Here is a 26,400-nt window from a genome sequence, read left to right as displayed (position 1 = left end):
TGAAACCCAAGGCCCGGCTGTGATTTTAACGTAGCCATTGGTGTAAAAAATTGGAGGCGGTCGAACGCTATGAGCGGATCGGACGAGAAAAACAGGCAGGACACTGCTTTTGAAAATATGACGGACGCGCCAAACCCGGCGCCGACCGGAAAAGCTGACGCCCATGAAACGGATGGGAAAGCGGATGCGGCGCAGGACCACCCGCAACAGGGCGGGACGGACGAAAAAGCCCGTATCGAAGCCCTTGAGGCCGAAATAGAGACATTGCGCGATTCCACCATGCGGGCCCGCGCCGAGGTGGAAAATGTCTTGCGGCGCACTGCAAAGGAAAAGCAGGATGCCAGCGCCTATGCCATTTCCGGCTTTGCCCGTGATTTGTTGGCGGTTTCCGACAATTTGCGCCGCACCCTTGATGCCTTGCCCGCGTCGGCGCGTGAGGACGGCACCTTGAAGGTGTTTGTGGATGGCGTGGAGTTGACCGAGCGGGAATTGCTTTCGTCTTTTGAGCGGCACGGCATCAAGCGCATCGACCCCAAGGGCGAAAAATTCGATCACAATTTCCATCAGGCCATGGCCGAAGTGGAAACCGACGCCCAGGCGCCGGGGACGGTGGTGGATGTGTATCAGGCCGGTTATGTGATCCGGGATCGTCTGTTGCGCCCCGCCATGGTGACTGTGGCAAAAGCCGGTACGCCGAAGGCGGCGCAAGGTGTGGATACCACCGCTTGAGCGAATAAGTTTGCGAAAAGCGGAACAAGACTGACTTGCGGGGCTTAAACAGTGCCCCTATATGCAGGGGCGCGGGCCGGGATGTTGCTTCTTTAACTCTTGGGTGTTTTAACCTCGGGGCGTTAAAGGACGCAGTCCGGTCTTATGAACAAAATCAACCTGATTGGGGGTCTGTGCGGGTGCATTGATGTGGCCCACCGGACCGGCTGAAGGAAAAGGTTAAACTTATGGGTAAAGTAATCGGAATCGATCTTGGCACCACCAATAGCTGCGTGGCTGTCATGGAGGGGAAGAACCCCAAAGTCATTGAAAATGCCGAAGGTGTGCGCACCACGCCTTCCATGGTGGCCTTCACGGAAGATGGCGAGCGGCTGGTGGGCCAGTCCGCCAAGCGTCAGGCCGTGACCAATCCCAAGGATACGCTGTTTGCCATCAAACGTTTGATTGGCCGCACCTTTGCGGACCCGACCACCACCAAAGACAAAGAGATGGTGCCTTATTCCATCATCAATTCCGGCAATGGCGATGCCTGGGTGGAAGCGCGCGGCGAGAAATATTCGCCGTCACAGATTTCCGCCTTCATTTTGCAAAAAATGAAAGAAACCGCCGAAAGCTATTTGGGTGAAACGGTGGATCAGGCGGTGATTACCGTCCCCGCTTATTTCAATGATGCCCAGCGTCAGGCCACCAAGGATGCCGGGAAAATCGCCGGTCTTGAAGTTCTGCGTATCATCAACGAACCGACGGCTGCGGCTCTTTCCTATGGCCTTGAAAAGGCTGAAGGCAAAACCATTGCCGTTTATGACCTTGGCGGTGGTACCTTCGATGTGTCTATTCTGGAAATCGGCGACGGCGTGTTCGAGGTGAAAGCGACCAATGGGGATACCTTCCTTGGCGGTGAAGATTTCGATCTGCGTATCGTTGATTATCTTGCCGACGAATTCAAAAAAGAAAACGGCATCGATCTGCGCGGCGACAAACTGGCTTTGCAGCGGCTGAAAGAAGCGGCGGAAAAAGCCAAGATCGAACTGAGCTCGGCCACGCAAACGGAAGTGAACCTGCCGTTTATCACAGCCGATCAGTCCGGCCCGAAGCATTTGACCATGAAGCTGAGCCGCGCCAAGCTGGAATCGCTGGTGGAAGACCTGGTCAAGCGCACGTTGGACCCTTGCAAAAAAGCATTGAAGGATGCCGGTGTTGCCGCTGGTGAAATCGATGATGTGGTGCTTGTGGGCGGCATGACCCGTATGCCCAAAGTACATGAAACGGTGAAATCCTTCTTTGGCCGCGATCCTCATAAGGGTGTGAATCCCGATGAAGTGGTGGCTCTTGGCGCTGCCATTCAGGCCGGTGTCTTGCAAGGCGATGTGAAGGATGTTCTGCTTCTCGATGTGACGCCTTTGTCTTTGGGCATCGAAACGCTGGGCGGTGTGTTCACACGCTTGATCGAACGCAACACCACCATTCCCACCAAGAAATCCCAGGTGTTCTCCACGGCGGAAGACAATCAGGGTGCGGTGACCATCCGGGTGTTCCAGGGCGAGCGTGAAATGGCTGCCGATAATAAACTGCTTGGCCAGTTTGATCTGGTGGGCTTGCCCCCTGCACCGCGCGGTGTGCCGCAGATTGAAGTGACCTTCGATATCGATGCCAATGGCATTGTCAATGTGTCGGCAAAAGACAAAGGCACAGGCAAGGAACAGCAGATCCGTATTCAAGCCTCGGGTGGTTTGTCGGATGCGGATATCGAGCAGATGGTCAAGGACGCCGAAGCCCATGCGGCGGAAGACAAGCAGCGCCGGGAAATGGTGGAAGCCAAGAATCAGGCGGAAGCCCTTGTTCACCAGACAGAGAAAAACCTGTCCGAACATGGCGACAAGCTGTCTTCCGATGAAAAGGGTGCCATTGAAACGGCGGTCACAGAGCTGAAATCGGCGCTTGAAGGCAATGATGCCGATGCCATCAAGCAAAAGACCGAAAGCCTGACACAGGCCTCTTTGAAGTTGGGTGAAGCCATTTACAAGGCGCAGCAAGGCGAAGCCGAGGGTGCGCCGGCCAGTGATGCCCAGCAAGCCGATGCAGCCGCCAAGGCGTCTGATGAAGAGGTGGTAGACGCCGACTTCGAAGAAGTTGACGACGACAAGAAATAAGCGTGCGCTTTGTTAGCAAAGCACAGCCAAAGCTTTAAAGGCGCCGTCGGTGTCCGTCCCAGACGGTATGCCGGCGGCGTTGTTTCAGGCTTTTGGAAAAGAACAGAACGGATCGTTGCATGACTGAATGTTTTTACGAAACACTGGGTGTTGAGCGTGGCTCGGATGGGGCGACGATCAAGCGGGCCTACCGCAAACTTGCCATGCAATATCATCCCGATCGGAATCCCAATGATGAAGCCGCAGAGCAGCGTTTCAAGGAAATCAGCGAGGCTTATGACGTCTTGAAGGATGATCAGAAGCGCGCGGCCTATGATCGTTATGGCCATGCGGCCTTTGCAAATGGGCATGGCGGTGGCGCACAGGCGCGCGGCTTCGATACGGACAGCTTTTCAGATATTTTCGATCAATTCTTTGGCGACATGATGGGCGGCGGCGGTGGCCGCGGACGGGGGCAATCCTCGGCACGGCGCGGTGCCGATCTGCGCTTCAATCTGGAAATTTCTCTTGAAAGCGCCTTTCACGGTGTGACCGAAAATATCGAAGTGCCCACCAGCGTTTCTTGCGACGATTGTTCCGGCACCGGAGCCGAAGAAGGCTCCAGCCCGGAAATGTGCCCCGCCTGTCAGGGTGCAGGGAAAATACGCACGGCGCAGGGCTTTTTCACGGTAGAGCGTACCTGTCCGGGCTGTAAGGGCGCGGGGCGGGTGATTTCCAGCCCGTGCAAAAGCTGCCACGGCATGGGTCGGGTGGAAAAAACGCGGCAATTGTCGGTAAAAATTCCCGCCGGTGTGGAAGAAGGCACCCGTATCCGCCTTGCGGGCGAAGGGGAAGCCGGATTCCGTGGCGGCCCTGCAGGCGATCTTTATATTTTCCTGTCCATCCGCCCGCACAAAGTGTTCGAGCGTGAAGGCACCACGGTTTATTGCGGCGTTCCCATTTCCATGCTGACAGCCACCTTGGGCGGTGAAATCGAAGTGCCGACTCTTGGCGGCGGCCGCGCCAAAGTGCGTATTCCCGAAGGCACCCAAACCGGGCGTCAGTTCCGTTTGCGCAATAAAGGCATGCCGCAGATCAACACGCCGATCTATGGCGATATGATCATAGAGATCACGGTGGAAACGCCGGTGAATCTTACCAAGGCGCAAAAAGATACCCTGCGCGGTTTGGCCGATGAGCTGGGCGACAAACATATGCCGCAATCCACTGGCTTTTTCAGTAAGGTCAAGGGTCTGTGGGATGATCTGACCGATTGACCGACAGAGAGCCAAAGCGTGACAAGAAGGGGGCGCCGGTGATCAGAATTGGACTTTTGGGGATCGGTGGGCGCATGGGCCAGGCGCTTTTGAAAGCGGTTCTGGAATGTCCCGAAGCGGTGCTGTCCGGCGGTGTTGCGCGGCCCGGCTCTCCTGATGTGGGGCGGGCGTTGATGGCCCTTGATGGCACGCCTCTTGATTTTCGCATCAGCGATGATGCCTCTGCTTTATTCGCGCAATCCGATGTGGTGATTGATTTCACCACCCCCAAGGCCAGCCTGACCCATGCCCGTTTGGCGGCCACGCATAAAACACCGCTTGTTGTGGGTAGCACTGGCTTTAATCCCGACCAACAAGCGGCGATGGATCAGGAAACGGCGCATATCGCGCTGTTGCAGGCGGCCAATTTCTCTTTGGGTGTCAATCTTTTGCACGCTCTGGTGCGGCAGGCGGCGCAGGCGCTTGGGCCGGAATTCGATATTGAAATTCTGGAAATGCACCACCGTCATAAGGCGGATGCGCCCTCTGGCACGGCTTTGGCTTTGGGGGAAGCGGCAGCATCAGGCCGGGGCATTGATCTTGCCAGCCATTCGGATCGGGTGCGTGACGGGATCACCGGCCCGCGTACCGAAGGCCATATCGGCTTTGCCACCCTGCGCGGCGGGGATGTGGCGGGTGAGCATGCGGTTCTCTTTGCAGGCACGGGGGAGCGCATCACGCTTTCGCATCAGGCCTTTGACCGTATGATCTTTGCACGCGGAGCGGTAAAAGCGGCGTTATGGCTGGTTGGCAAAAAGGCCGGACAGTATGACATGATGGATGTGTTGGGGCTGAAGGCCTGACAGCCTGACAGCGAAAACGGGGGGATTTCATGCCGATGGTTATCGATAGCCTTATTGCGGGGCTGCCGGATTTTCTTGCCCAGTCCGCCACCTGTTTTGCCGTTCTGGTTCTTGGGCTGGTCATTTATATGTGGATGACACCCCATAAGGAAATGGCCCTGATTCGGGATGGAAATATTGCGGCCAGCCTCAGCCTTGGTGGCGCAATTCTTGGCCTTTCCCTGCCCTTGGCCTTTACGCTTGCCGGATCGGTCAGTGTTGTTGATATGGCGGTTTGGGGCGTGGTGACATTGGTTCTCCAGCTTTTGGCATTTCGGGTGATGGATCTGGTTTTGAAGGATCTGTCTGCGCGCATTGAACGGGGCGAAATGGCCGCCGCCATTCTTCTTGTCAGTGCAAAACTTGCCACGGCCATGGTCAATGCCGCCGCAATCAGTGTTTGACGGATATGCTGCGCCGGTTTGAACTGCTCGGTTATGCCTTGGTCGTGATCCTGATCGTGGTCTGGCAAATAGAAGATCGGGAACCGCAGGAGCGGCGGCCACGCCCGGCACCGGGCTATGAAGCTCCTACCCCGCCGCCCTCTTCGCTGCGCGGCACCATCATAACCATCAATGCGGCGCGTAAAACCGGTAATAGTGTTGGCACGGCCTATGCCATTTCGCGGCAGGGCCTGTGGCTGACAGCGGCCCATGTGGCCCGCGATTGTGAGCGCATGGCGCTGCTCACCGGCCCCGATAAGGGCATCGGGGTCCAAAATTTTTGGGTGCATCCGCACTATGATCTTGCGGTTCTGCAGACCCGGCCTTTCGGCAAGATCTCTTTGCAAGGGGCTGATACTCTTCCGGCGCGGGGGGATCTGGGCTTTCATATGGGATTTCCCGGCGGCAAACCCGGTGATGTGATGTCCCGTAAAATGAGCGGGGGGCAGATGCGGACGCGGGGCTATGTTCAACGTCTGGAGCCCGTCGATATTTGGGCGGAGCGTGCCCGCATCCCCGATAGCCTTGCCACATTGGGTGGAATCAGTGGCGGTCCGGTGTTCAATGCACAGGGGCAGGTGGTGGGCTCAACGGTGGCGTCTACCGTGCGGCGCGGGCGCATTTATACAACCCCCATCGCATCCTTGCTGGATATGCTGGATTATGCCGGGAAACGCTGGGGCAATCAGGGGCAGCCCGCCAGCACAAAAGGCCTGACCGAACGCGATTTCGTCGCCACCGGCAATCGCTTGCGAAAAAACCGGGCGGTGATGCAGGTTTATTGCCAGGTCACATAAGTGGCGGGCGGCCTGCTTTTTTGCGCTCAAGGGCGGCCATAAGGGCCTGTGCCAAGCTCCGCCGCTCCATGGGGCTTAACGCCTCTCCCACAAAAACCCGGCGGTCCCGTTCGCTCAGCTTTACGCGCACGGATTTGGCGGGCTTTTCATCTTCCAATAAAGCGACAGCGACCCATGCGGGCTGAAAGGCCCAGTTTTGCACATGGCCGCGCCAGCTGACGCGGGTGACCACCAGCATATTGTCTGTCAATTGGATGGTTTCAAACGCCCGTGCTGTAACATAAGACAGCTTCAGCGCCCCCCATAGCATTCCCGCATCCAGCACAAAGAAGATCGCCACCGGCCAGGCGTTCAGGGTTAGAAACCGCAGCACAGCCAAAGCAGAAAAGACGGCCACCAGAATAAGGATCAGCCGGTAATTATGCGGGGCCAAAGACCGGTGCGGGCGGATCACCGCGTCGAACCACAAGGGGGTGTTTGTTTCCAGCCCTGCCATGCGCCGTTCTTTACGGCTTAGGGGAAGGGCCTGGACCAGTTTGCTTGCCGTGGGATTATGACTGTTCATAGACAAATCCTTCTCAAGGCGCTTAGGGTCGGGCTGTTTGTCATTCTCCCATCAAGGAAGCCAGCAAAGCCATGCCCAGCCGTTTGATGCCCAAGGCCGATATCGAAGCGCTGTTTGCGCGTTTCGAAGCCGCCAATCCGCACCCTCAAACCGAGCTGAACTATACCAGCCCTTTTACCCTTTTGGTGGCGGTGGTTTTATCAGCCCAAGCCACCGATGCCGGGGTGAACAAGGCCACCAAAGGATTGTTTGCCGCCGCCCCTACGCCACAGGCCATGTGTGCGCTGGGTGAAGAGGGGATTCGGGAGCACATCAAAACCATCGGCTTGTTCAACACCAAGGCGAAAAACGTCTTTGCCCTGTCGAAAATACTGGCAAATGATTATGGCGGCACTGTGCCAAAAGATCGCGCCGCCCTGGAAGCCCTGCCCGGTGTTGGGCGCAAAACCGCCAATGTGGTGCTGAATGTGGCTTTTGGCGAGCCGACAATGGCCGTGGACACCCATATATTCCGATTGGCCAACCGGTTGGGGCTGGCACCGGGGAAAACGCCGCGGGCGGTGGAAGATGGGCTGTTAAAGCGTATCCCCGCCCGCTATATGCGCCACGCTCATCATTGGCTGATCTTGCATGGCCGCTATATTTGCAAGGCCCGCAAGCCCGACTGTGCCCGTTGTCTGGTGCGGGATCTGTGTCGGTATCCCGATAAAACCGGCTGATCCCTTTCGTTCGTTACCACTGTGCCTGCGGGATCAATTGGGCCATGCAGCCTTGCGGGTTCAATGTCTCGCCCGCACGATTGCGCGCTTCGATATATTGGGTGCGAAAATGCGTGCCGGGCTGCGGTTCATATAAAAACACATCCAGAACACAATCCGCGTCTTCATCGAGATATTGCATTATTTGCGTGCGGTCTTCGCGGCGTACAAGGGTCGGTTCGCCCATCAATTCCTGAATTTCGAAGGCACTCAGCCCCAAAAGGCGGCCCGCATCGGGAAGGCTGGGGAGGGCCGCCATGGACGGTGCATCTGCGGGAGGCAAAGCCGCCATGATCTTTGGCGGTGAGTCGGTTTCGGTTTTCGCAAGAGGCGGGGTGTCTTTTTCCAGCCCAAGGGCAGCGCAGCCCGACAAGGCCACCGACAAACCGGCCAAAAGACAAAGCCGCAAGGTGGCGGGGCGTTTGGGGCGCAAAAAAGCAAGAGACCGTTTCATAAAGCCGGCTCCTGTTGTGCACGGGAGGCATGGAACAGATGCACCATCATGGCTATGCCCAAGACCGGTGCGATCAGATTGACCAGTGGGATCATGAACAACAAAGAAATGCCAAGCCCGCCCATCAGGGCCCGGTCGCGCCGTGATTTGCGCAGGCGGCCCGCATCGCGCAAGCTGGCATGGCGCACCGCCACCATTTCAAAATATTCGCGGCCCAGAAGATAGCTGTTCAACGCCAAATATAAGATCAGCGTGCCAAAGCCGGTGAACAGCAAGGCCAGATAAAAAGGCAGGGCCACTATATTCACCACAATGATCAGCACAGACAAACGCACCGCCAGCCAGATGGCCTCTATCAGCGGCGATCGCCGCCAGCCGGCAGCCTGCGGATAATGCTTTGCTTCTACCGCATCCACTACATCATCAAGGAAAAAGCTGGTAATGGTGGTCATGACGGCGGGGAAAAGCAGCCACAAAACCAATAAAAACAAAATCGGCAGCCCAAGGCCGGCCAGCCAATCCACCGCGCTATCCAGCCAGCCAATGCCGCTTTCAGGGATCAATGGCAGCAACGCAATCATGCCGGCCAATATGGCGGCGAACACCAAAGCGGAAAGCCCCAATCCCAGTATAATCACCCGCCGGAATGCCGGGTCGCCCAATTGATTCAAGGCAAGGCCCATGGCCCTTATCATCATCATTTTCATGCTCGTTTTTTGTTCACGCTGTCGATAGCCCAGCATAGCGGATTACACGAAAATGTCAGCCGCTTGGCTTCAAGCGCCGGATCGTTATACTCCGCCGTCAAATTTCAGTCTTGAGGCCATGATCATGCGGACGATGTTATGGCCCCCATTGGGAGCGAACAGGTGACGGACAAACAGCTTGATATGATCGGGATCGGCAATGCCATTGTGGATGTGTTGGCCCGTGCCGATGATGGCTTTCTAGAGACACATGCCATTCAAAAGGGCGGAATGACGCTGATAGATGCCGATCGCGCTGGCCTGCTTTATGATGCCATGGGCCCCGGTATCGAGGTTTCGGGCGGCTCGGTTGCCAATTCAACGGCGGGATTTGCCGCTTTGGGCGGTCGGTCGGGCTTTATCGGCAAGGTAAAGGATGATCAATTGGGGCAGGTTTTTGCCCATGATATCCGCGCCACAGGGGTCGAGTTCAAAACATCCATGGCGAAAGACGGCGATCCCACGGCGCGGTGCCTGATCATGGTCACGCCCGATGGCCAGCGCAGCATGAACACCTATCTTGGAGCGACACAAGGACTTAGGGAAGCGGATATCGACCCCGCTTATATCGCCAGCGCCGAAGTGGTCTATCTGGAGGGTTATTTATGGGACCCGGTCGAAGCCAAAAAGGCTTTTTTGAAAGCCATGCGCGTTGCCCATGAAGCCGGAACCAAGGTGGCGCTGAGTTTGTCGGATTCCTTTTGCGTTGATCGGTATCGCAGCGAATTTCTCGATCTGGTGGACAATCATGTGGATATTTTGTTCGCCAATGAAGATGAAATCAAATCGCTTTATCAAACAAAAGATTTCGATCAGGCCTTGCAAACCCTGGGCAATAAGGTGGACCTGGCGGCCCTTACCCGTTCGGAAAAAGGCTCGGTGGTGGTGAAAGGCCAGGAGGTGCATGTGATCGATCCGGTTCCGGTGGCCAAAGTGGTGGATGCCACCGGTGCGGGCGATCTTTATTCCGCCGGTTTTCTTTATGCATGGGCGCGCGGCGGCGATGTCCATCAGATGGGGCGGGTGGCATCGCATTGCGCATCGGAGATTATTTCCCATTATGGGGCGCGGCCGGAAACCGATCTCAAGGCCGTTGTGGCCGATGTGATGGCGTCTTAGACGGATAATCAGTGAAAAGCGGGCAGTATAAACAGCCCGATCACAGCCAAAAGCCCCACGGCCCATACAGCCGTGCGGCCATAGCCCCAATCGCGTAGATAGGCGGGGATATAAAGCAGACGGGCGGCGATGAACGTCACCGCCAGCCCGTCGCGCCACAGGGGGTCGGCCTCAAGGATATGTGCCATGATCACGGCAGCGGCAAAGGGCCCAAAGGCTTCGACCATATTGAGATGCGCGCCATAAGCCCGCATCGCTTTGCCCTTTAGCCGCGCTTGCTGGGCGCGCGGTTCTAAAATGTCATAACGCCCTTCTTGCGTCAGCGTACTTTTCAGCAGCGGCCCGCGCGGTGCGTAGATCAAAAGGAAAGCCGCCAGCAAACACCATGCGGCAAGGGTCATGCCTTCGTCTCTGTTTGCACCAGCATCGGGCCGAGGGGGCGGCCACCGAAAATATGAATGTGCAAATGCGGCACTTCCTGATGGCTGTTGGGCCCGTGATTGGCCAGAATACGGTAACCGCTCTCGGCCAGATCAAGGGATCGGGCCACATGGCCCACGGCCCGGAAAAATCCGGCAATCAGATCGGCGGGTGCGCTTTGGGTGAAATCCTCCATGGATTGATATGGCCCTTTTGGAATCACCAGAACATGTACCGGCGCTTGTGGGTTGATGTCGTGAAAGGCAAGGGCATAGTCATCTTCATAGATGGTGTTTGCCGGGATCTCGCCGCGCAGGATGCGGGCAAAGATATTGGTGTCGTCATAGGCCATGAAACCCTCCTTCTAGTCTTGGCGTAAACCATCCCCCCAATGGGCTATGGCAGCAAGAAAAAACCGGCGATGATTGACCTTTGAAGGCCAATCCTTACAGAGTATCGCAAAAGCCAGACGACAAAAGGGGGGCGGTGCGTGGTCGCACATATAAATACGGTGGCCTTTGCCGGGATCGAGGCAAAGCCGGTGGATGTTCAGGTGCAAGTCAGCAATGGCATGGCCGGATTTACCATTGTGGGGTTGCCCGATAAAGCGGTGGGCGAATCGCGCGAACGGGTGCGGTCTGCCTTGGCGGCTGTGGGCTTGGCCTTGCCGCCCAAGCGCATCACCGTCAATCTGTCGCCCGCCGATTTGCCAAAGGAAGGCAGCCATTATGATTTGCCCATCGCCCTTGGCCTGATGGCGGCCATGGAGGTGCTGGACCGCGAAGATATGGCGGGGCTTTTGGCACTGGGGGAATTGTCTTTGGATGGCAAGATTAGTGCCGTGCCCGGCGTGCTGCCCGCCGCCATTGCCGCATCCGGCCTTGATTTGGCCTTGGTCTGTCCGGCAGCCCAAGGGGGCGAAGCGGCGTGGGCGGGGGATCTGGATATTTTAGCGGCCCCTGATTTGCTGAGCTTGGTCAACCATTTGAAAGGCAGCCAGATTTTATCGCGCCCAGAAGCGGCCTTGGCGGATATGGACGGCAGTTTGCCCGATTTGCGCGATATCAAGGGTCAGGAGCTGGCCAAACGCGCCTTGGAAATTGCGGCAGCGGGCGGCCATAATTTGCTGATGATGGGGCCACCCGGATCGGGGAAATCCATGCTGGCAGCAAGGCTTCCTTCAATCTTGCCGCCCTTGTCGGCCAAAGAGGCACTGGAGGTGTCGATGGTGGCCTCCGTTGCCGGGATGCTGGATGGTGGGGCCATCAGCCGCCGACGTCCCTTCCGCAGCCCGCATCATTCGGCATCCATGCCTGCTTTGGTGGGCGGCGGCGCACGGGCCAAACCCGGCGAAGTCAGTTTGGCGCATATGGGGGTGCTGTTTTTGGATGAGTTGCCGGAATTTCCCCGCGCTACCTTGGAAAGCCTGCGCCAACCCATTGAAACCGGCAAGGCGGTGGTGTCGCGGGCCATGGCCCATGTGACCTATCCGGCGCGGTTCCAGCTTGTGGCGGCGATGAATCCTTGCCGGTGCGGGCATCTGGACGATGCGGCGCTGGCCTGTGCCCGTGCGCCGCGCTGTGCCGCCGATTATCAGGCGAAAATCTCCGGTCCATTGTTCGATCGCATTGATCTGCATATCGATGTGCCTGCCGTATCGGCTTTGGATTTAACATTACCGCCCCCTGCGGAAGGGTCGGCGGATGTGGCAAAGCGTGTGGCGGCGGCCCGCACCCTTCAACGGGACCGCTTTATAGCCATGGGAGAGCCGGATCTGTTGACCAATGCGCAAGCGGATGGCGATATTCTGGCCCGGATTGCTCGCCCCGATGAGGCGGGTCGGGCGCTTTTGGAAAAAGCCATCGGTCAGATGCGCTTGTCGGCGCGGGGATATCACCGGATTTTGCGGGTGGCGCGCACCTTGGCGGATATGGACGGCGCGGCGGATATTCGCCATGCCCATATTGCCGAAGCCCTTAGTTTCCGCCGTATCGCCCCGGCCTTCAATGCCGTCTAGAGGAGAGCGAAAGCCAATACGAGCTGGCAAACAAATCCTATGGCGAAAAATATGGTGCGGACGATCGGTAAGCCTATCAGATAAACCAGATAATGCCCCAGTCGCGCGAAAAAATAGATCTGTGCGGCAAGGATGGTGACACCACTGCTATTGCCTGTCAGAGCGACGAGAAAAACCAGCGGCGCGAATATTGCCAGATTTTCTACTGCATTGAGGTGAGCGCGTTTGGCCCGTTGCGCCCATGGAGCGGTTGCCGGTGTGGCATGCTGACCATCCATCAAGGCTTTGGCCGTGCCTTGTTCCATCAAGAGCTGTAAAATATAAGGCAGCCACAGGAAAGCTGTTAAAAGGCAGGTCAGCAAAAGCCAATAGAGCTCTGCGGATAAAGGCAGTGTGAAGGCGACTGGATTGTCCATGAATTCATTCCCCCAAAGGCCCATGTTTCAAGCACTATGACGCACCTGATGTGATGCAGCAAGGGCCGGAAGTGGCATGCACAGGATGCCGCTTAGAGACGATCAGTAGGGCGGAGGTTATTTTTAACCTTCTCAACTTTGGTGCGGCCTTCTACTGTGCAGGCTCATGATCGCACCGGACCCGCATATGTCACAAAACACGGCCCCAATGAAGGCACGCTATGTGCTGCCCGCCCGGATCGCAGAAGCCTTTGGCGCAGGGTCGGTGTATCTGGAACGCCGGGTTCTGGCCTTTTTGTTTTTCGGCTTTGCCAGCGGCCTGCCCCTTGGCCTTGTGGGGGAAACCTTTCGTATTCGCCTGACCGATGCCGGGGTGGATTTCGGCACCATTGGCCTTACCAGCCTGATCGGCACCGCCTATGCCATCAAGTTTTTATGGGCACCATTTGTGGATCAGATCCCCCTTGGCCCGCTGACCCGCCGCCTTGGGCAAAGGCGTGGCTGGATGGCGGCCAGCCTTGTTGTTTTGCTGGCATTGATGGTGCCTTTGTCATTGGTGGACCCCGGCGATGCTTTGATGGTCAGTCTCTTGTTGGCGGTTGGTGTCGCTTTTGCCTCGGCCAATTTCGATATTGTGGTGGATGCCTACCGCATTGAATATCTCAGCGACCGGCAATTGGCCGGTGGGTCCGCTGTTCATGCCACCGCTTGGTATCTGGGGGCGCGACTGGCGGCGGGGGTGCTGGTTTTGTGGATGGCCGACTGGGCAGGCTGGGAGATGGCCTATCTGGTGGCCAGCCTGACATTGTTGCTTGGCTTGTTGGCGGTTTTGATGAATGGCGAGCCAGAGCGCAAGGCCGATGAGGCGCTGGCCGAACGTCAGGCGGAAATCGACCGGTTTTTAGAGAAAAAAGCGCATCTAAGCGGGCCGTTGGAACAGGCTTTGGCGCGGCTTTATGTGCTGGTGGCCGGTCCGTTCATTGATCTGGTGCGCCGTTATTCCTGGACCTTGCTGCCGGTGCTGGCCTTTGTGGTGTTGTTTAAATTCCAAGATGCCTTTGCAGGGGCCTTGTCGGGACCGTTTGTGCGGGATCTGGGCTATGAAAAAACCACCATCGCCTTTGTGTATAAGGGCTTTGGGTTGGGGGCCGTTTTTATCGGCATGTTCGTTGGTGGCCTGATGATGAGCGGCTTGGGCCTTGTGCGTGCTTTGTGGATTGCCGCCGCCTTGCAAATCGTCTCCAATTTCGGATTTTCATGGCTTTACTGTATGAGCGAGCTTTTGAGCACCGGTCAGCATTGGGTGATGATGAAGACCGTGGGACCTGCATTGGCGGCTGAATCTTCGGCCAGGATCATCGATGCGCAATGGGGCTGGCTGGCTTTGGTGATCGGTTTCGAGAATTTTGCCTCTGGCATGGGCAATGCCCTTTTCATTGTTTTCCTTTCCAGACTGGTCAGCGATGCTTATACCGCCACCCAATATGCTTTGTTATCGGCAGTGGCTTTGGTGGCGCGGACCTTTTTGGCGGCCCCTGCGGGCTTTGTGGCTGACGGCATTGGCTGGTTTTATTTTTTCATTCTGTCCGGAATAGTGGGCGTGCCGGGGCTGTTGTTGCTGTGGATTTTGTCACGTGGATCAAGCCTTAAGCGGACAAATCTTCGCGGCGCAACATAGGTTTGGGTTGAGATACTGTCTTGAAAAGGCCACACTGCTGGCCAATAGCGCGGTTCTGGGAACTTTGGGGAATCGCAGAATGTGGGTCCACGTCTTCATGGCACTTCGTAATGAAACTGTCTCTATAAGGGCTTAAAAGCGCGTTATGGATTATTCCGGAAAAGAGACCGTCGTCGCCGCTCAAACATTGGCGAATGCCGATTATTACGCTCGCTCCGGCCCTTTGGAGGTGCGGTGCTCGCGCAGTGAAGAGGAAATTCTGGAAGCACAAAGGCTGCGCTACCATATTTTCTATGAGGAAATGTCGGCGCAACCGACATTGGACATGCAAAGACAGCGTCGCGATATGGATGCCTATGATCCGCTCTGTGATCATTTGCTGGTGATCGACCATTCCAAGCTGCGCGGCGAACAGGTGGTGGGCACCTACCGGTTGTTGCGCCAGCGTGTGGCGGAACAGCATGATGGCTTTTATTCAGCGCAGGAATATGACCTTGGCCCCCTGATGGGCGAGCGCTTCCAGACCCATATGGGCAAGGGTGGCCAGCTTTTGGAGCTTGGGCGCTCTTGCGTGCACCGCGATTACCGCACAAACACCACCATCACCCTCTTGTGGAAGGGCATTGCGGGCTATCTGGCAGAGCATAATATCGCTTATATGTTCGGTTGCGCCTCTTTGCACGGTACCGATCCGGAAAGCCTGAGACTTCCCTTGTCTTATCTTTATCATGAGCATCTGTGCCCCGCGGATTTCATGGTGCGTGCGGTGCCGGATCGTTTCGTGGATATGAACATGCAATCCCGCGATGGCATGGATATCCGCATGGCGCGCCGTGCCTTGCCGCCCTTGATCAAGGGGTATTTGCGGCTGGGTTGTTTTATCGGCGATGGCGCGGTGGTGGACTATCAGTTCGGCACCACCGATGTGTTTATCCTGTTGCCGGTAGAGCGGGTGACCAAGCGGTATTCCGTGCGCTTTGGCACACCGGGTGCGGTGAATGATGGTGACGGCGATTCAGATGTCGCCGCCATTGGGGAATAAGGCCAGATATCCTTTCCCCCTTTATGTCCTGTCGATAGAGCCAACGGCTGCCAAAGCCGCCATATTGAGCACATCGCTGGTATGGGACCCCATGCGCACGATCTGGACGGACCGTTCAAAGCCCCACAGGATTGGCCCGATAACCTTTGCGCCGCCCAAAGCCCCCACCAGTTTGGTGGAAATATTGGCGGAATGAAGGGCGGGCATCACCAAAACATTGGCCGGGCCCGATAGCCGCGCAAAGGGATAAAGTTTCAACAGGTCGGGGTTCAGCGCCGTATCGGGGGCCATATCGCCTTCGAATTCAAAATCCACATCGCGCTGTTCCAATATACCCACGGCTTCGCGCACATGATCGGCTTTTTCGCGCATTGGCTGGCCAAAGTTCGAGAAAGACAGCAGGGCAACGCTCGGCTTATGCCCCAAATGGCGCACGGCGGCGGCGGCATTTTGGGCAATATCGGCAAGTTCCTCCCCGGTGGGCCGCTCGTTCATCACCGTATCGGCAATGAAGACGGTGCGTTCGCGTGACATGACGATGGTCAGGCCAAAGGGCTGCATATGCGCTTTGGGGTCGATCACAAGCTGGATATTTTCGACAGCCTGATAATAATTGCGTGTCAGCCCCGTCACCATGGCGTCGGCATCGCCATTGGCCAGCATGCAGGCGGAAAACACATTGCGGTCGCGGTTCACCAGCCTTTGCGCATCGCGCTTTAAATAGCCGATGCGTTGCAGGCGCTTATACAGCCAGTCGGTATAGGCTTCGTTCTTGGTTGATGTGCGGGCGGAATGGATTTCAAATTCATCGGGATCGGCCCCCAGATCACGCAGCTTTTTTGCCACCACATCTTCATAGCCGATCAGGATGGGGGTGCCATAACCGCCGGATTTGAAGCCCACTGCGGCGCGCAACATGCGGTCCTCTTCGGCTTCTGCGAAAATCACCCGCTTGTCGTGGCTGGTGAGCATGTCATACATCTCGCCCAAAAGGCCCACCGTGGGGTTGAGCCGATTTGAAACCTGACGACGATAGGCGGCCATATCCTCGATGGGTTTGCGGGCCACGCCACTGTCCATGGCCGCTTGTGCCACGCGGGGCGGCACAAATTCCATCAGCCGCGGATCGAAGGGGGCCGGGATGATATAGTGCGGGCCGAATTTATATTTGCGTCCGGAATAAGCGGCGGCCACCTCATCGGGTACATCGGAACGGGCCAGTTCGGCCAAGGCATGGGCGGCGGCGACTTTCATTTCTTCATTGATGGTGCGCGCCCGCACATCCAGAGCGCCGCGAAAAATATAAGGAAAGCCCAGAACATTATTGACCTGATTGGGATAATCGGACCGGCCCGTGGCCATGATGGCATCGTCGCGCACTTCGGCCACATCTTCGGGGGAAATTTCGGGGTCGGGATTGGCCATGGCGAAAATGATCGGCTTTGCGGCCATGCTTTTCACCATTTCGCGGTTAACGGCCCCTTTTACCGACAGGCCGATGAACACATCGGCACCGGCGATGGCATCGGCCAGCGTTCTGTGTTCCGTATCGATGGCATGGGCGGATTTCCACTGGTTCAGTGTGTCTTCGCGGGCCGTGTGGATGACACCCTTGCTGTCGCACATGATGAGATTCTCATGGAGCACGCCCAGCGCTTTCAGCAATTCCGCACAGGCGATGGCCGCCGCCCCCGCGCCATTCATCACCACCCGCACCTTTTTGGTGTCGCGGCCGGTGAGATAAATAGCATTCAAAAAGCCTGCGGCGGTGATGATGGCGGTGCCGTGCTGATCGTCATGGAAAACCGGAATATCCATAAGCTCACGCAGGCGTTGTTCAATGATGAAACATGCCGGTGCACCAATATCTTCTAAATTGATGCCGCCAAAGCTCGGCTCCATCAAGGACACGGCATTGACGATGGCATCCACATCTTCGGAATTGAGCTCGATATCGATGGCGTCGATATCGGCAAAGCGCTTGAACAGCACCGCCTTGCCTTCCATCACCGGTTTCGAGGCGGCAGCCCCCAGATTGCCCAGCCCGAGAATTGCCGTTCCGTTGGAAATCACCGCCACAAGATTGCCGCGCGCCGTATAATCAAAAATACAATCGGGATTTTCGGCAATGGCCTTCACCGGCACCGCTACGCCGGGTGAATAAGCCAAAGACAAATCGCGCTGGGTGGCCATGGGCTTGGTGGCCGTGATTTCGATCTTTCCGGGCTTCGGGAAGGAATGAAACCGCAGGGCTTCCCGGTCGGAAAATTTCGAATCATTGTCGGACATGGTGCGCTCCCGGAGGCAAAATCAGGCTAAGATCAGGACGGCGAACAAAAGCTTGAACGCGATGGTAAACTGGCGATGGAGGCGCAACGCATGCTAAAACCTTCAAATATCCAATTCAGCGCCCTAGATGACCGTGTTTCCAACAGCATAGCAAGGCCCCGAGACACTTCTTTTATGAAAAAATCTGCCATCACTGTCAAAACCGCCCAGCCCAAAGCCAAAGCTGCAGGACCGTCCAAAGCCGCATCCAAGGCTTCGGTGGCTCCTACACCGATGATGGCGCAATATTTGTCTATCAAGGCAGAATATCCCGATTGCCTGTTGTTTTACCGCATGGGCGATTTCTATGAATTGTTCTTCGATGATGCGGTTCAAGCATCCGGGGCGCTGGACATCACCCTTACCAAACGCGGCAAGCATGAAGGGGATGATATCCCCATGGCCGGAGTGCCTGTCCATGCGGCGGATAGCTATCTGGCCCGCTTGATCCGCGCCGGTTTCCGCGTTGCTGTGTGTGAACAGACCGAAGACCCGGCGGAGGCGAAAAAGCGCGGGGCAAAATCGGTGGTGAAGCGCGAAGTGGTCCGGCTGGTGACACCGGGCACCCTGACGGAAGACACTTTGCTGGATGCCCGTCGCCATAATTATCTGACGGTGCTGGTCAAAGCGGGCGGGACATTGGCCTTGGCCTGGGCCGATATGTCCACAGGAGCGCTGACCTCGATGCCCACTACAGAGGATCTTGTGTCAGCGGATCTGGCGCAGATTGCCCCGGGGGAATTGCTGGTGGCGTCCGGCTTGATGGACGATCCGGTGCTGGATGTGGCTTTGGCCGCTTTTTCCGATGTGTTGACACCGCTGGAAAAAAACCAATCCGATAGTGCGCGCGGCGAACGGCGCTTATGCAGCTTGTTCGATGTGGCGGTGTTGGATGCTTTCGGGGATTTCAGCCGTGCCGAACTGGCCGCCTATGATGCCCTGATCGGCTATTTGGAAGAGACGCAAAAAGGCCGTTTGCCGCGCTTGTTGGCCCCTTCGCAACTGCCGCGCGGGGCAAGCATGTTGATCGACGGGGCCACCAGACGCAGTCTGGAATTGACCCGGACCATGGCGGGTGAGGCAAAAGGCAGTTTGATCGCCACCATTGACCGCACGGTCACAGGCCCCGGTGCCCGGGCCTTGGCGGCGCGCTTGAGCGCCCCTTTGACGGATGAAGCGGCGATCAATGGGCGTTTGTCGGCGATCGATTATTTTGTTGAAGATGGTGCGGTGCGGGCCGATCTGCGCCAAGCCTTGCGCCACGCTCCGGATCTGGAACGGGCCTTGTCGCGTTTGACCATCGGGCGGGGAACGCCCCGTGATCTGGCCATGGTGCGGGATGCTTTGAATGTGGCGGCTGATGTGCGCGATCTTTTAGCCCAAAAAGACGGCTTTTCCGGTCTTCCCGATGCGCTGGCCTTGGATCATGCTGCACTGGGCGGACATCAAGCGCTGATCGAGGAATTGTCGCGGGCTTTGGTGGCCGAACCGCCCGCTTTGTTGCGCGATGGAGGCTTTATCGCCAAGGGTTATGATGCGGCTTTGGATGAATGTCGCACCTTGCGTGATGAAAGCCGCCGGTTGATTGCCGCTTTGGAGACGCGCTATCGGCAGGAAACCGGTATTTCGGGCCTGAAAATCAAGCATAATAATGTTCTGGGCTATCATATCGATCTATCGGCGAAGGCGGCCGATGCGTTGATGAAACCGCCCTTGGCCGAGCGCTTCATCCATCGCCAGACCCTTGCCAATTCGGTGCGTTTTTCCACCCCGGAACTGGCGGAGCTTGCAAGCAAGATCACCCAGGCGGGCGATCGGGCGCTGGCGATGGAACAGGATTTGTTCGATCGCTTATTGGCCTATATATCGGATGCGTGGGCGGCTTTGTCGCAAACGGCCCAGGCCTTGGCGGTTTTTGATGTATCGGCCGCCTTGGCAGAGGTGGCCGTCACCGAACGCTGGACACGGCCCGAGATCACCGCCGATTGTGCATTCGATATTGTGGGCGGGCGGCATCCGGTGGTGGAAGCGGCGCTGCGCAAGGCCGATGAGGGCCCCTTCGTGGCCAATGATTGCGACCTTGGCCCCGAAACCCGGCTATGGTTGATTACCGGTCCCAATATGGCGGGGAAATCCACATTTTTGCGCCAGAATGCGTTGATTGCCATCTTGGCCCAAAGTGGCAGCTATGTGCCGGCCCAAGCGGCGCGTATCGGCATTGTGGACCGCTTGTTCAGCCGGGTCGGTGCCTCTGACGATCTTGCGCAGGGGCGCTCTACCTTCATGGTGGAAATGGTGGAAACCGCAGCAATTCTGAATCAGGCCACCGAACGGTCCTTGGTGATCCTGGACGAGATTGGCCGTGGCACCGCGACATTTGATGGTTTGTCCATTGCCTGGGCTGCGGTGGAGCATCTTTATGAAAAAAACCGCGCCCGCGCTTTGTTTGCAACCCATTATCACGAACTTTCGACGCTCAAGGAGCGGCTTCCGAAAATGGCCTTACGCTCTATGCGGGTGAAGGAATGGCAGGGAGATGTGGTGTTCTTGCATGAAGTGGCCCATGGCGCGGCGGACCGGTCTTACGGTATTCAGGTGGCAAAGCTGGCGGGCCTGCCGGCCTCTGTGGTGGCGCGGGCGCGGCAGGTTCTGGCGGAATTGGAAGCGCAGGGCCATGGTGCTCCGGTGCGCGGTGTCCTGGGCGATCTGCCATTGTTCCAAATGGCCGACAGGCTGTCTGACGAGGCCGGATCTGCGGTTCCGGCCGATCCCGTAAGAGAGGCGCTTTTAGACATCAATCCCGATGAACTTAGCCCCAAACAGGCCCATGATCTGATCTATCACTTGAAGACTTTGTCGGATGGGTGACAATAGGCACGGATAAAGGGATATACCGGCCCCGGATTTTGGGCATTCAACAGGAAGGGCGGCCATGGTCAAGATCTTGAAGAAGCGTCAGATCATTGATTATGGAGCCTTTGTGGAGGCGCTGGCCAAAGCGGCAACCCAGCCTGAATCCCGTGACCGCCGCGCCCGGATTCTGGATGTTGCCAAAACGGCGTGGAAGGACGGCTTTGCAGAATTAAAGCAACGCCATGAACAAGATGGCACCAATGGCCGCACCTTGGCCGCGTCTTTCAGCTATCTGGCGGACAAGCTGGTGGAAGGCTTGTATGATGTGGCAGTGCACCATCTTTATCCGTGCCACAATCCCACCGATAGCGAGCGTTTGGCGGTGGTGGCGACGGGCGGCTATGGCCGCAGCGAGCTGGCCCCGTTCTCGGATCTCGATCTGTTGTTTCTTTATCCTTATAAATCAACGGTCTGGCATGAACAGGTGGTGGAGTTCATGCTGTATACCCTGTGGGATATGGGGCTGAAGGTGGGGCAGGCGGTGCGCTCGCCCGGTGATTGCGTGCGGATGGCGCAAAAAGATCTTTCGGTGAAAACGGCGCTGCTGGAACGGCGGATGCTGGTGGGGGATCGTGCGCTGTTTGACGCGCTGGACAGCCGCTACCGAAAAGAGGTGCTAGAAGGGCAGGGGCGGCTGTTTGTGGAGCAAAAACTGGCGGAACGGGATGCCCGCCATAGCCGTATGGGGGATAGCCGCTATGTGGTGGAACCCAATCTGAAGGATGGTAAGGGCGGCCTGCGGGATTTGCACACTTTGTTCTGGATGACCAAATTTCTTTATGATGTGCACCGGCCCCGCGATCTGGTGTTGGAAGGCATTTTGGCGCCTGAAGAACTGCAGTCGTTCCGCAAGGCGGAATCATTTTTATGGACGGTGCGGGTGTCACTGCACTTTCTGGTGGGGCGCGCGCAAGAGCGGTTGACCTTCGATGTCCAGCCGGAATTGGCGCGGCGGCTCAATTACCGCGATCGCCCCGGCTTGTCTGGCGTTGAACGCTTCATGAAGCATTATTTTCTGGTGGCCAAGCAGGTGGGGGATCTGACCCGTGTGGTTTGCGCGGTTCTGGAAGACCGGCAAGAGAAAACATCGATGTTTTCTTTGAAAGCCTTACGCCCCAAGCGCCGTATCCGCGGCTTTCGGGTGGATGGTAACCGGCTCAATGTGTCGGGGGATGCGCTGTTTGTAAAAGATCCGCGCAAGATGATCGAAATTTTTGCGGCGGCGCATCAATCGGGCTTTGATATCCACCCCAATGCGTTACGCCATATCGGGCGCCATTTGGCATTGATCGATAAAACCGTGCGGGAAGACCCGGCGGCCAATAAGGCATTTATGGAGGTGCTGACCTCGAAGGACCATCCCGAACTGAATTTGCGCCGCATGAATGAAGCCGGTGTGTTTGGCCGTTTCGTGCCGGATTTCGGGCGGGTGGTGGCGCAAATGCAATATGATATGTATCACCATTATACGGTGGACGAGCATACCATCCATGCCATCGGTTTGCTGGCAAAGATCGAACGGGGGGAGTTGGCTGACGAACACCCCATGTCCACGGCATTGATCCATAAACTGGTGTCGCGCCGGGTGCTTTATGTGGCGGTGCTTTTGCATGATATCGCCAAGGGCAGGCAGGAGGATCATTCCAAAACCGGAGAGCGTATCGCCCGTACCTTGTGTCCGCGCTTGGGTTTGACGGCGGCGGAAACGGATCTGGTGGCGTGGCTGGTGCGGTGGCATTTGCTGATGAGCCACACGGCCTTCAAACGCGATTTGGCGGATCGCAAGACCATCCTTGATTTTTGCAAGGCGGTGAAAAGCCCGGAGCGGCTAAAACTGCTGATCATCTTGACGGTGGTGGATATCCGGGCCGTTGGTCCCGGTGTGTGGAATGGCTGGAAAGGCCAGCTTTTGCGCGATCTTTATGATCAGGCGGAAGAGGTGTTGATCGCCGGCCATGCCACAACCGGCCGCAAGGAACGGGTAGATAGCAAAAAAGCGGAATTGGCGTCTCGGCTGGGCGATTGGCCCAAACGCAGCCGCGAAATCCATATGAGCCGCCTGCATGACAGCTATTGGATTGCCGAAGACAGCAACACCCACGAACATAATGCCCGTCTTATTCGCGAAACCGAAAGTACAGGTGAGGAAGTGGGGGTGATGCTGTCGGTGAATGCCTTTCAGGATATGACCGAAGTGGGGGTGTTTACCCGTGACCGGCCCGGCTTGTTTGCACGGCTTTCAGGGGCATTTGCCGTGGCTGGAGCATCGGTGGTGGATGCCAAGATCCACACCACAAATGATGGAAAGGCTCTGGATAATTTCCGCATCCAGTCCATGGATGGCTCGGCTTTTTCCGATCCGCACAAGCTGGCGCAGATGGAACGCTCGGTGCGCCGTGCTGTGGTGAACAAATTGCCTGCAGATGAAAATCTGAAACGCAAAACCAATGCGCTTAAAAAACGCATGGCGGTATTCACGGTGGAGCCGCTGATCCTGATCGATAACCGGGCGTCCAACCGGGCTACGGTGATCGAGGTGAATGCCCGCGATCGTATCGGACTGCTTTATGATCTGACCCGCGCCCTTTCGCGGATGCGTTTGTCGATTTTTTCTGCGCATGTGGCAACCTATGGCGAGCGGGCGGTGGATGTGTTTTATGTGCAGGATCTGGAAGGGCAGAAAATTACCGGGGCGCAACGCATTGCCAATATTGAAAAGAAATTGCTGGCGGCGTCTTTGGGCGACCTGCCTTTCAGTCACGAGCATCGCCGCCGGATGGGTGCCAAAGCCCATGGGGGCTAAGATGGTGTTTTGGCAGGCTGTGGCCGGGTTTTCTGCCTTATGAGCATGATGCGGGCATTCTCCACCGTAGGCTCTTTTACGCTGATGAGCCGTATTCTGGGCTTTATGCGCGATGTTTTGATGGCGCAGTTTCTGGGTGCAGGGCTGGCGGCAGATTGCTTTTTCGTGGCGTTCAAATTACCCAATTTCTTCCGCCGTCTGTTTGCGGAAGGGGCGTTTTCTTCGGCCTTTGTGCCCTTGTTTTCCAGAATTCTGGGGCGCGACCCCACCCCGACGAGCCGCCATAATGCCCGGATTTTTGCCCAGGAGGCCTTGGCTGTTTTGCTGCCAATCCTGTTGGTTTTCACGGGATTGATGCAAGCGGTCATGCCATGGGCAATGCTTGTTCTGGCCCCCGGATTTGCCGACCAGCCAGAGAAATTTGCGCTGGCGGTAGATCTGACACGGCTTACGTTTCCCTATTTGCTGTTGATTTCCCTGGTATCGCTTTTTTCCGGTATTTTGAATGGCTTGGGGCGGTTTTCTGAAGCGGCGGCGGCACCTATCTTGCTTAATTTGGTGCTGATTTCCTCGCTGCTTTTGTTCCATGACACTGCCATCATGACCGCCAAAGCGTTGGCCATTGCGGTCAGCCTTGCCGGTGTTGTGCAATTGCTGTTGCTGCTTTATGGCGCCCACCGGATGGGGTTTTCCCTCTCTTTGCCGCGCCCAAAACTGACACCGGCGGTCAAGAGACTGCTTACCGTGATGCTGCCGGTGGCATTAGGGGCGGGCATGACACAGATCAACCTGATGATTGATGTGATTTTGGCATCGATGCTGCCCGAAGGGTCTTTGTCATTCTTGTTTTATGCAGACCGGCTTAATCAATTGCCCTTGGGAGTGATCGGCATTGCCGTAGGCACGGTGCTGTTGCCGCATCTTTCACGCACTTTGGCGGGGGGCTCGGCTGTGGAGGCTATCCATCATCATAATCGGGCCATTGAATTTGCTCTGTTTCTCACCCTGCCCGCGGCCTTTGCCTTGGCAATTGTTCCCCAGCCCTTGATTTCGGCGCTGTTCCAGCATGGGGCGTTTACCGCAGATGATAGTCAGGCCACCGCATGGGCTTTGGCCGCTTTTGCCGCTGGCTTGCCCGCTTTTGTTCTGATCAAGGTTCTGGTGCCGGGCTTTTATGCCCGTGAAGATATGAAAACGCCGGTGAAAATTGCCCTATTGGCGCTTGTCACCAATCTGGTGCTCAATCTTTTGCTGATGGGGCCGTTGCGCCATGTGGGGCTGGCATTGGCCACCAGCATTGCCGCTTGGCTGAATGCGGCGCTGCTTTATCTCAATTTGCATCGTCGTGGCCAGTTTGCCCTTGATGCCCGCCTTAAAAGCCGCTTGCTTCGGGTGATTGCGAGCTGTGGCTTTATGGCGGCGGTGTTGTTTGGTCTGGATCATTTCTTTGGGGCCGGGCGTGGGGCATCCAAGGCGATGCAGGTGGGGCAGGCGGCGCTCTTGGTGGTCAGCGGCCTTGGTGTTTATGGTGTGGCGAGCCTGATATTGGGAGCCTTTCGCCTGTCCGAAATAAAAAATTGGCGATAGCCGGACAGTTGACCTTGGGGGCGGCCATTGCCATAAGGTTCGGCACTTTTGAGCCTATGTCTCGTTTGAGCCTGTGTTTTGCTATCACATCCTTTTGCAGTGAGCGCCCCTATGACCGAAGATCGTCCGGTATCCTTGCCCAAAAACCGCATTTTTTCTGGTGCCCAGCCATCCGGCTCCATGCATTTGGGAAATTATCTGGGGGCGTTTCGTAATTGGGCCAAGCTGCAAGACGATTATGAATGTATTTATTGCGTGGTGGATTTGCACGCCATCACCGTTTGGCAAGATCCGCAAGAGCTGATCCGTCAAACCCGTGAGGCGGCGGCGGCTTATATTGCGTCGGGGGTCGATCCCAAGCGTTCGGTTTTGTTCAATCAAAGCCAGGTGGCCGCCCATGGCGAATTGGCTTGGGTGTTTAATTGCGTGGCCCGCATCGGCTGGCTGAACCGCATGACACAATTCAAGGACAAGGCGGGCAAAAACCGCGAGAAAGCCAGCGCCGGGCTGTTTGTTTATCCCAATCTGATGGCGGCGGATATTCTGGCCTATAAAGCCAGCCATGTGCCGGTGGGCGAAGATCAAAAACAGCATCTGGAGCTGACCCGCGATATCGCCATGAAATTCAATAATGATTATGGCCGTGAGGTGTTCCCGCTGGTGGAGCCGGTAATCCAGAAAGAAGGGGCGCGGATCATGAGTCTGCGGGACGGCTCCAAGAAAATGAGCAAATCCGATCCGTCGGATGCGTCGCGGCTTAATCTTACCGATGATGCCGATAGCATTGCCCGTAAAATTCGCAAGGCCAAAACCGATCCCCATCCATTACCCGACAGTGTTGCGGATTTGGCGGAGCGGCCAGAAGCCAATAATCTGCTGGGCATTTATGCGGCTTTGTCCGACCAAAGCCTTGAGAAAACGCTGGCGGAGTTCGGTGGGACAGATTTTGCGCCGTTTAAAAAGGCATTGGTGGATCTGGCTGTGGCAAAGCTGTCGCCGATCACGCAGGAAATGAGCCGTTTGATGAACGATCCCGCCGAGATCGATGCTATTTTGAGTGAAGGGGCGGATCGGGCGGCGGCTTTGGCTTTGCCGGTAATGGAAGAGGTGCGCGAAACCGTTGGCTTTTTAGGGCGTCGGGCGCGCTAAAATTTGATGAGGCCGTTGGCTTGCGCTGCGCAAAATTGCGGCCATATGTTCTATAGAGGCTTATGAACAGAGCGTTTTAAGGATGGCCTTGCCGGAATTCATCGTCGGTTCAGCCTTGTATGTTAGCCTGTGCAGATTAAAATGATTGT

Annotated in this window: 22 protein-coding genes; 15 read left to right on the top strand and 7 right to left on the bottom strand. The window is 56.7% G+C overall.

Annotated features, from left to right (window positions below; all coding sequences use genetic code 11):
• The first annotated feature begins 117 nt into the window (after positions 1 to 117).
• The 6 genes from grpE to IEX96_RS03455 all read left to right on the top strand — a co-directional run bounded on the left by grpE (position 118) and on the right by IEX96_RS03455 (position 6,256).
• A complete protein-coding gene (grpE, locus tag IEX96_RS03480) occupies positions 118 to 729 on the top strand; it encodes a nucleotide exchange factor GrpE (RefSeq protein ID WP_150004509.1) in 612 nt (203 codons plus the stop codon).
• Between the two features lie 227 nt (positions 730 to 956).
• The gene (gene dnaK, locus IEX96_RS03475) at positions 957 to 2,879 is read left to right on the top strand and encodes a molecular chaperone DnaK (protein ID WP_150004259.1); all 1,923 of its coding nucleotides are present in this window, start codon (positions 957 to 959) and stop codon (positions 2,877 to 2,879) included.
• Positions 2,880 to 2,998: 119 nt separating this feature from the next.
• Complete coding sequence (gene dnaJ, locus IEX96_RS03470) at positions 2,999 to 4,135, top strand: molecular chaperone DnaJ (protein ID WP_188873483.1); 1,137 nt, start codon at positions 2,999 to 3,001, stop codon at positions 4,133 to 4,135.
• 41 nt (positions 4,136 to 4,176) lie between these two features.
• Complete coding sequence (gene dapB / locus IEX96_RS03465) at positions 4,177 to 4,977, top strand: 4-hydroxy-tetrahydrodipicolinate reductase (protein WP_188873556.1); 801 nt, start codon at positions 4,177 to 4,179, stop codon at positions 4,975 to 4,977.
• Between the two features lie 29 nt (positions 4,978 to 5,006).
• Complete coding sequence (locus IEX96_RS03460) at positions 5,007 to 5,420, top strand: DUF350 domain-containing protein (RefSeq protein ID WP_150004258.1); 414 nt, start codon at positions 5,007 to 5,009, stop codon at positions 5,418 to 5,420.
• 5 nt (positions 5,421 to 5,425) lie between these two features.
• Positions 5,426 to 6,256, top strand: a complete 831-nt coding sequence (locus IEX96_RS03455; RefSeq protein WP_188873482.1) for a S1 family peptidase — start codon at positions 5,426 to 5,428, stop codon at positions 6,254 to 6,256.
• On the opposite strand, the gene IEX96_RS03450 is transcribed toward IEX96_RS03455, so the two are convergent.
• The gene (locus IEX96_RS03450) at positions 6,249 to 6,821 is read right to left on the bottom strand and encodes a DUF2244 domain-containing protein (protein ID WP_188873481.1); all 573 of its coding nucleotides are present in this window, start codon (positions 6,819 to 6,821) and stop codon (positions 6,249 to 6,251) included. The genes IEX96_RS03455 and IEX96_RS03450 overlap by 8 nt on opposite strands.
• Positions 6,822 to 6,892: 71 nt before the next feature.
• On the opposite strand from IEX96_RS03450, the gene nth reads away from it, so the two are divergent.
• The gene (nth, locus tag IEX96_RS03445; RefSeq protein ID WP_229773502.1) at positions 6,893 to 7,540 is read left to right on the top strand and encodes an endonuclease III; all 648 of its coding nucleotides are present in this window, start codon (positions 6,893 to 6,895) and stop codon (positions 7,538 to 7,540) included.
• A 13-nt stretch (positions 7,541 to 7,553) separates the two neighbouring features.
• Here the strand turns inward: nth and IEX96_RS03440 are convergent, their stop codons facing one another.
• Positions 7,554 to 8,033 carry a hypothetical protein gene (locus tag IEX96_RS03440; protein WP_150004254.1) on the bottom strand — a complete coding sequence of 160 codons (480 nt, stop codon included), beginning with the start codon at positions 8,031 to 8,033 and terminating at the stop codon, positions 7,554 to 7,556.
• Positions 8,030 to 8,734, bottom strand: coding sequence for an EI24 domain-containing protein (locus IEX96_RS03435; RefSeq protein ID WP_188873480.1), 705 nt, complete (start codon positions 8,732 to 8,734; stop codon positions 8,030 to 8,032). Before IEX96_RS03435 ends, IEX96_RS03440 begins: the two co-directional genes overlap by 4 nt.
• Before the next feature lie 144 nt (positions 8,735 to 8,878).
• Between IEX96_RS03435 and IEX96_RS03430 the strand changes: the two genes are divergently transcribed.
• Positions 8,879 to 9,898 carry an adenosine kinase gene (locus IEX96_RS03430; RefSeq protein ID WP_229773501.1) on the top strand — a complete coding sequence of 340 codons (1,020 nt, stop codon included), beginning with the start codon at positions 8,879 to 8,881 and terminating at the stop codon, positions 9,896 to 9,898.
• Positions 9,899 to 9,906: 8 nt separating this feature from the next.
• Here the strand turns inward: IEX96_RS03430 and IEX96_RS03425 are convergent, their stop codons facing one another.
• Both IEX96_RS03425 and IEX96_RS03420 read right to left on the bottom strand, forming a co-directional pair.
• Positions 9,907 to 10,299, bottom strand: a complete 393-nt coding sequence (locus tag IEX96_RS03425; protein WP_150004252.1) for an MAPEG family protein — start codon at positions 10,297 to 10,299, stop codon at positions 9,907 to 9,909.
• Positions 10,296 to 10,670: a histidine triad nucleotide-binding protein gene (locus IEX96_RS03420; RefSeq protein ID WP_150004251.1), complete on the bottom strand. Its 375-nt coding sequence runs from the start codon at positions 10,668 to 10,670 to the stop codon at positions 10,296 to 10,298. Before IEX96_RS03420 ends, IEX96_RS03425 begins: the two co-directional genes overlap by 4 nt.
• A 138-nt stretch (positions 10,671 to 10,808) precedes the next feature.
• Here IEX96_RS03420 and IEX96_RS03415 point away from each other — a divergent pair, with 138 nt between their 5' ends.
• Complete coding sequence (locus tag IEX96_RS03415; protein ID WP_188873479.1) at positions 10,809 to 12,335, top strand: YifB family Mg chelatase-like AAA ATPase; 1,527 nt, start codon at positions 10,809 to 10,811, stop codon at positions 12,333 to 12,335.
• On the opposite strand, the gene IEX96_RS03410 is transcribed toward IEX96_RS03415, so the two are convergent.
• Entirely contained in the window at positions 12,332 to 12,751 is a 420-nt protein-coding gene (locus tag IEX96_RS03410; RefSeq protein ID WP_188873478.1) for an MAPEG family protein, read from the bottom strand. The genes IEX96_RS03415 and IEX96_RS03410 overlap by 4 nt on opposite strands.
• Before the next feature lie 187 nt (positions 12,752 to 12,938).
• Here IEX96_RS03410 and IEX96_RS03405 point away from each other — a divergent pair, with 187 nt between their 5' ends.
• Together IEX96_RS03405 and IEX96_RS03400 are read left to right on the top strand one after the other, a co-directional pair.
• On the top strand, positions 12,939 to 14,429 hold the full coding sequence (locus IEX96_RS03405) for an AmpG family muropeptide MFS transporter (RefSeq protein ID WP_188873477.1): 1,491 nt from the start codon (positions 12,939 to 12,941) through the stop codon (positions 14,427 to 14,429).
• Between the two features lie 145 nt (positions 14,430 to 14,574).
• Positions 14,575 to 15,471 carry a GNAT family N-acetyltransferase gene (locus IEX96_RS03400; RefSeq protein WP_150004248.1) on the top strand — a complete coding sequence of 299 codons (897 nt, stop codon included), beginning with the start codon at positions 14,575 to 14,577 and terminating at the stop codon, positions 15,469 to 15,471.
• 21 nt (positions 15,472 to 15,492) lie between these two features.
• Here the strand turns inward: IEX96_RS03400 and IEX96_RS03395 are convergent, their stop codons facing one another.
• Entirely contained in the window at positions 15,493 to 17,760 is a 2,268-nt protein-coding gene (locus IEX96_RS03395; protein WP_150004247.1) for an NADP-dependent malic enzyme, read from the bottom strand.
• Positions 17,761 to 17,934: 174 nt separating this feature from the next.
• Here IEX96_RS03395 and mutS point away from each other — a divergent pair, with 174 nt between their 5' ends.
• From mutS to trpS, 4 genes are all read left to right on the top strand, one after another.
• Entirely contained in the window at positions 17,935 to 20,667 is a 2,733-nt protein-coding gene (gene mutS, locus IEX96_RS03390; protein ID WP_229773500.1) for a DNA mismatch repair protein MutS, read from the top strand.
• 64 nt (positions 20,668 to 20,731) lie between these two features.
• Positions 20,732 to 23,515, top strand: coding sequence for a [protein-PII] uridylyltransferase (locus IEX96_RS03385; RefSeq protein ID WP_150004246.1), 2,784 nt, complete (start codon positions 20,732 to 20,734; stop codon positions 23,513 to 23,515).
• Positions 23,516 to 23,554: 39 nt separating this feature from the next.
• Entirely contained in the window at positions 23,555 to 25,102 is a 1,548-nt protein-coding gene (murJ, locus tag IEX96_RS03380; RefSeq protein WP_150004245.1) for a murein biosynthesis integral membrane protein MurJ, read from the top strand.
• Between the two features lie 111 nt (positions 25,103 to 25,213).
• Positions 25,214 to 26,251 carry a tryptophan--tRNA ligase gene (gene trpS / locus IEX96_RS03375; RefSeq protein ID WP_149999934.1) on the top strand — a complete coding sequence of 346 codons (1,038 nt, stop codon included), beginning with the start codon at positions 25,214 to 25,216 and terminating at the stop codon, positions 26,249 to 26,251.
• Positions 26,252 to 26,400 lie beyond the last annotated feature (149 nt).

The sequence above is a fragment of the Iodidimonas muriae genome (assembly GCF_014647255.1).
GTDB classification, from domain to species: Bacteria; Pseudomonadota; Alphaproteobacteria; order Sphingomonadales; family Rhodothalassiaceae; genus Iodidimonas; species Iodidimonas muriae.
The sequence above is the reverse complement of the archived record's forward strand: the minus strand, read 5'-3'. Positions and strand labels throughout refer to the sequence as shown.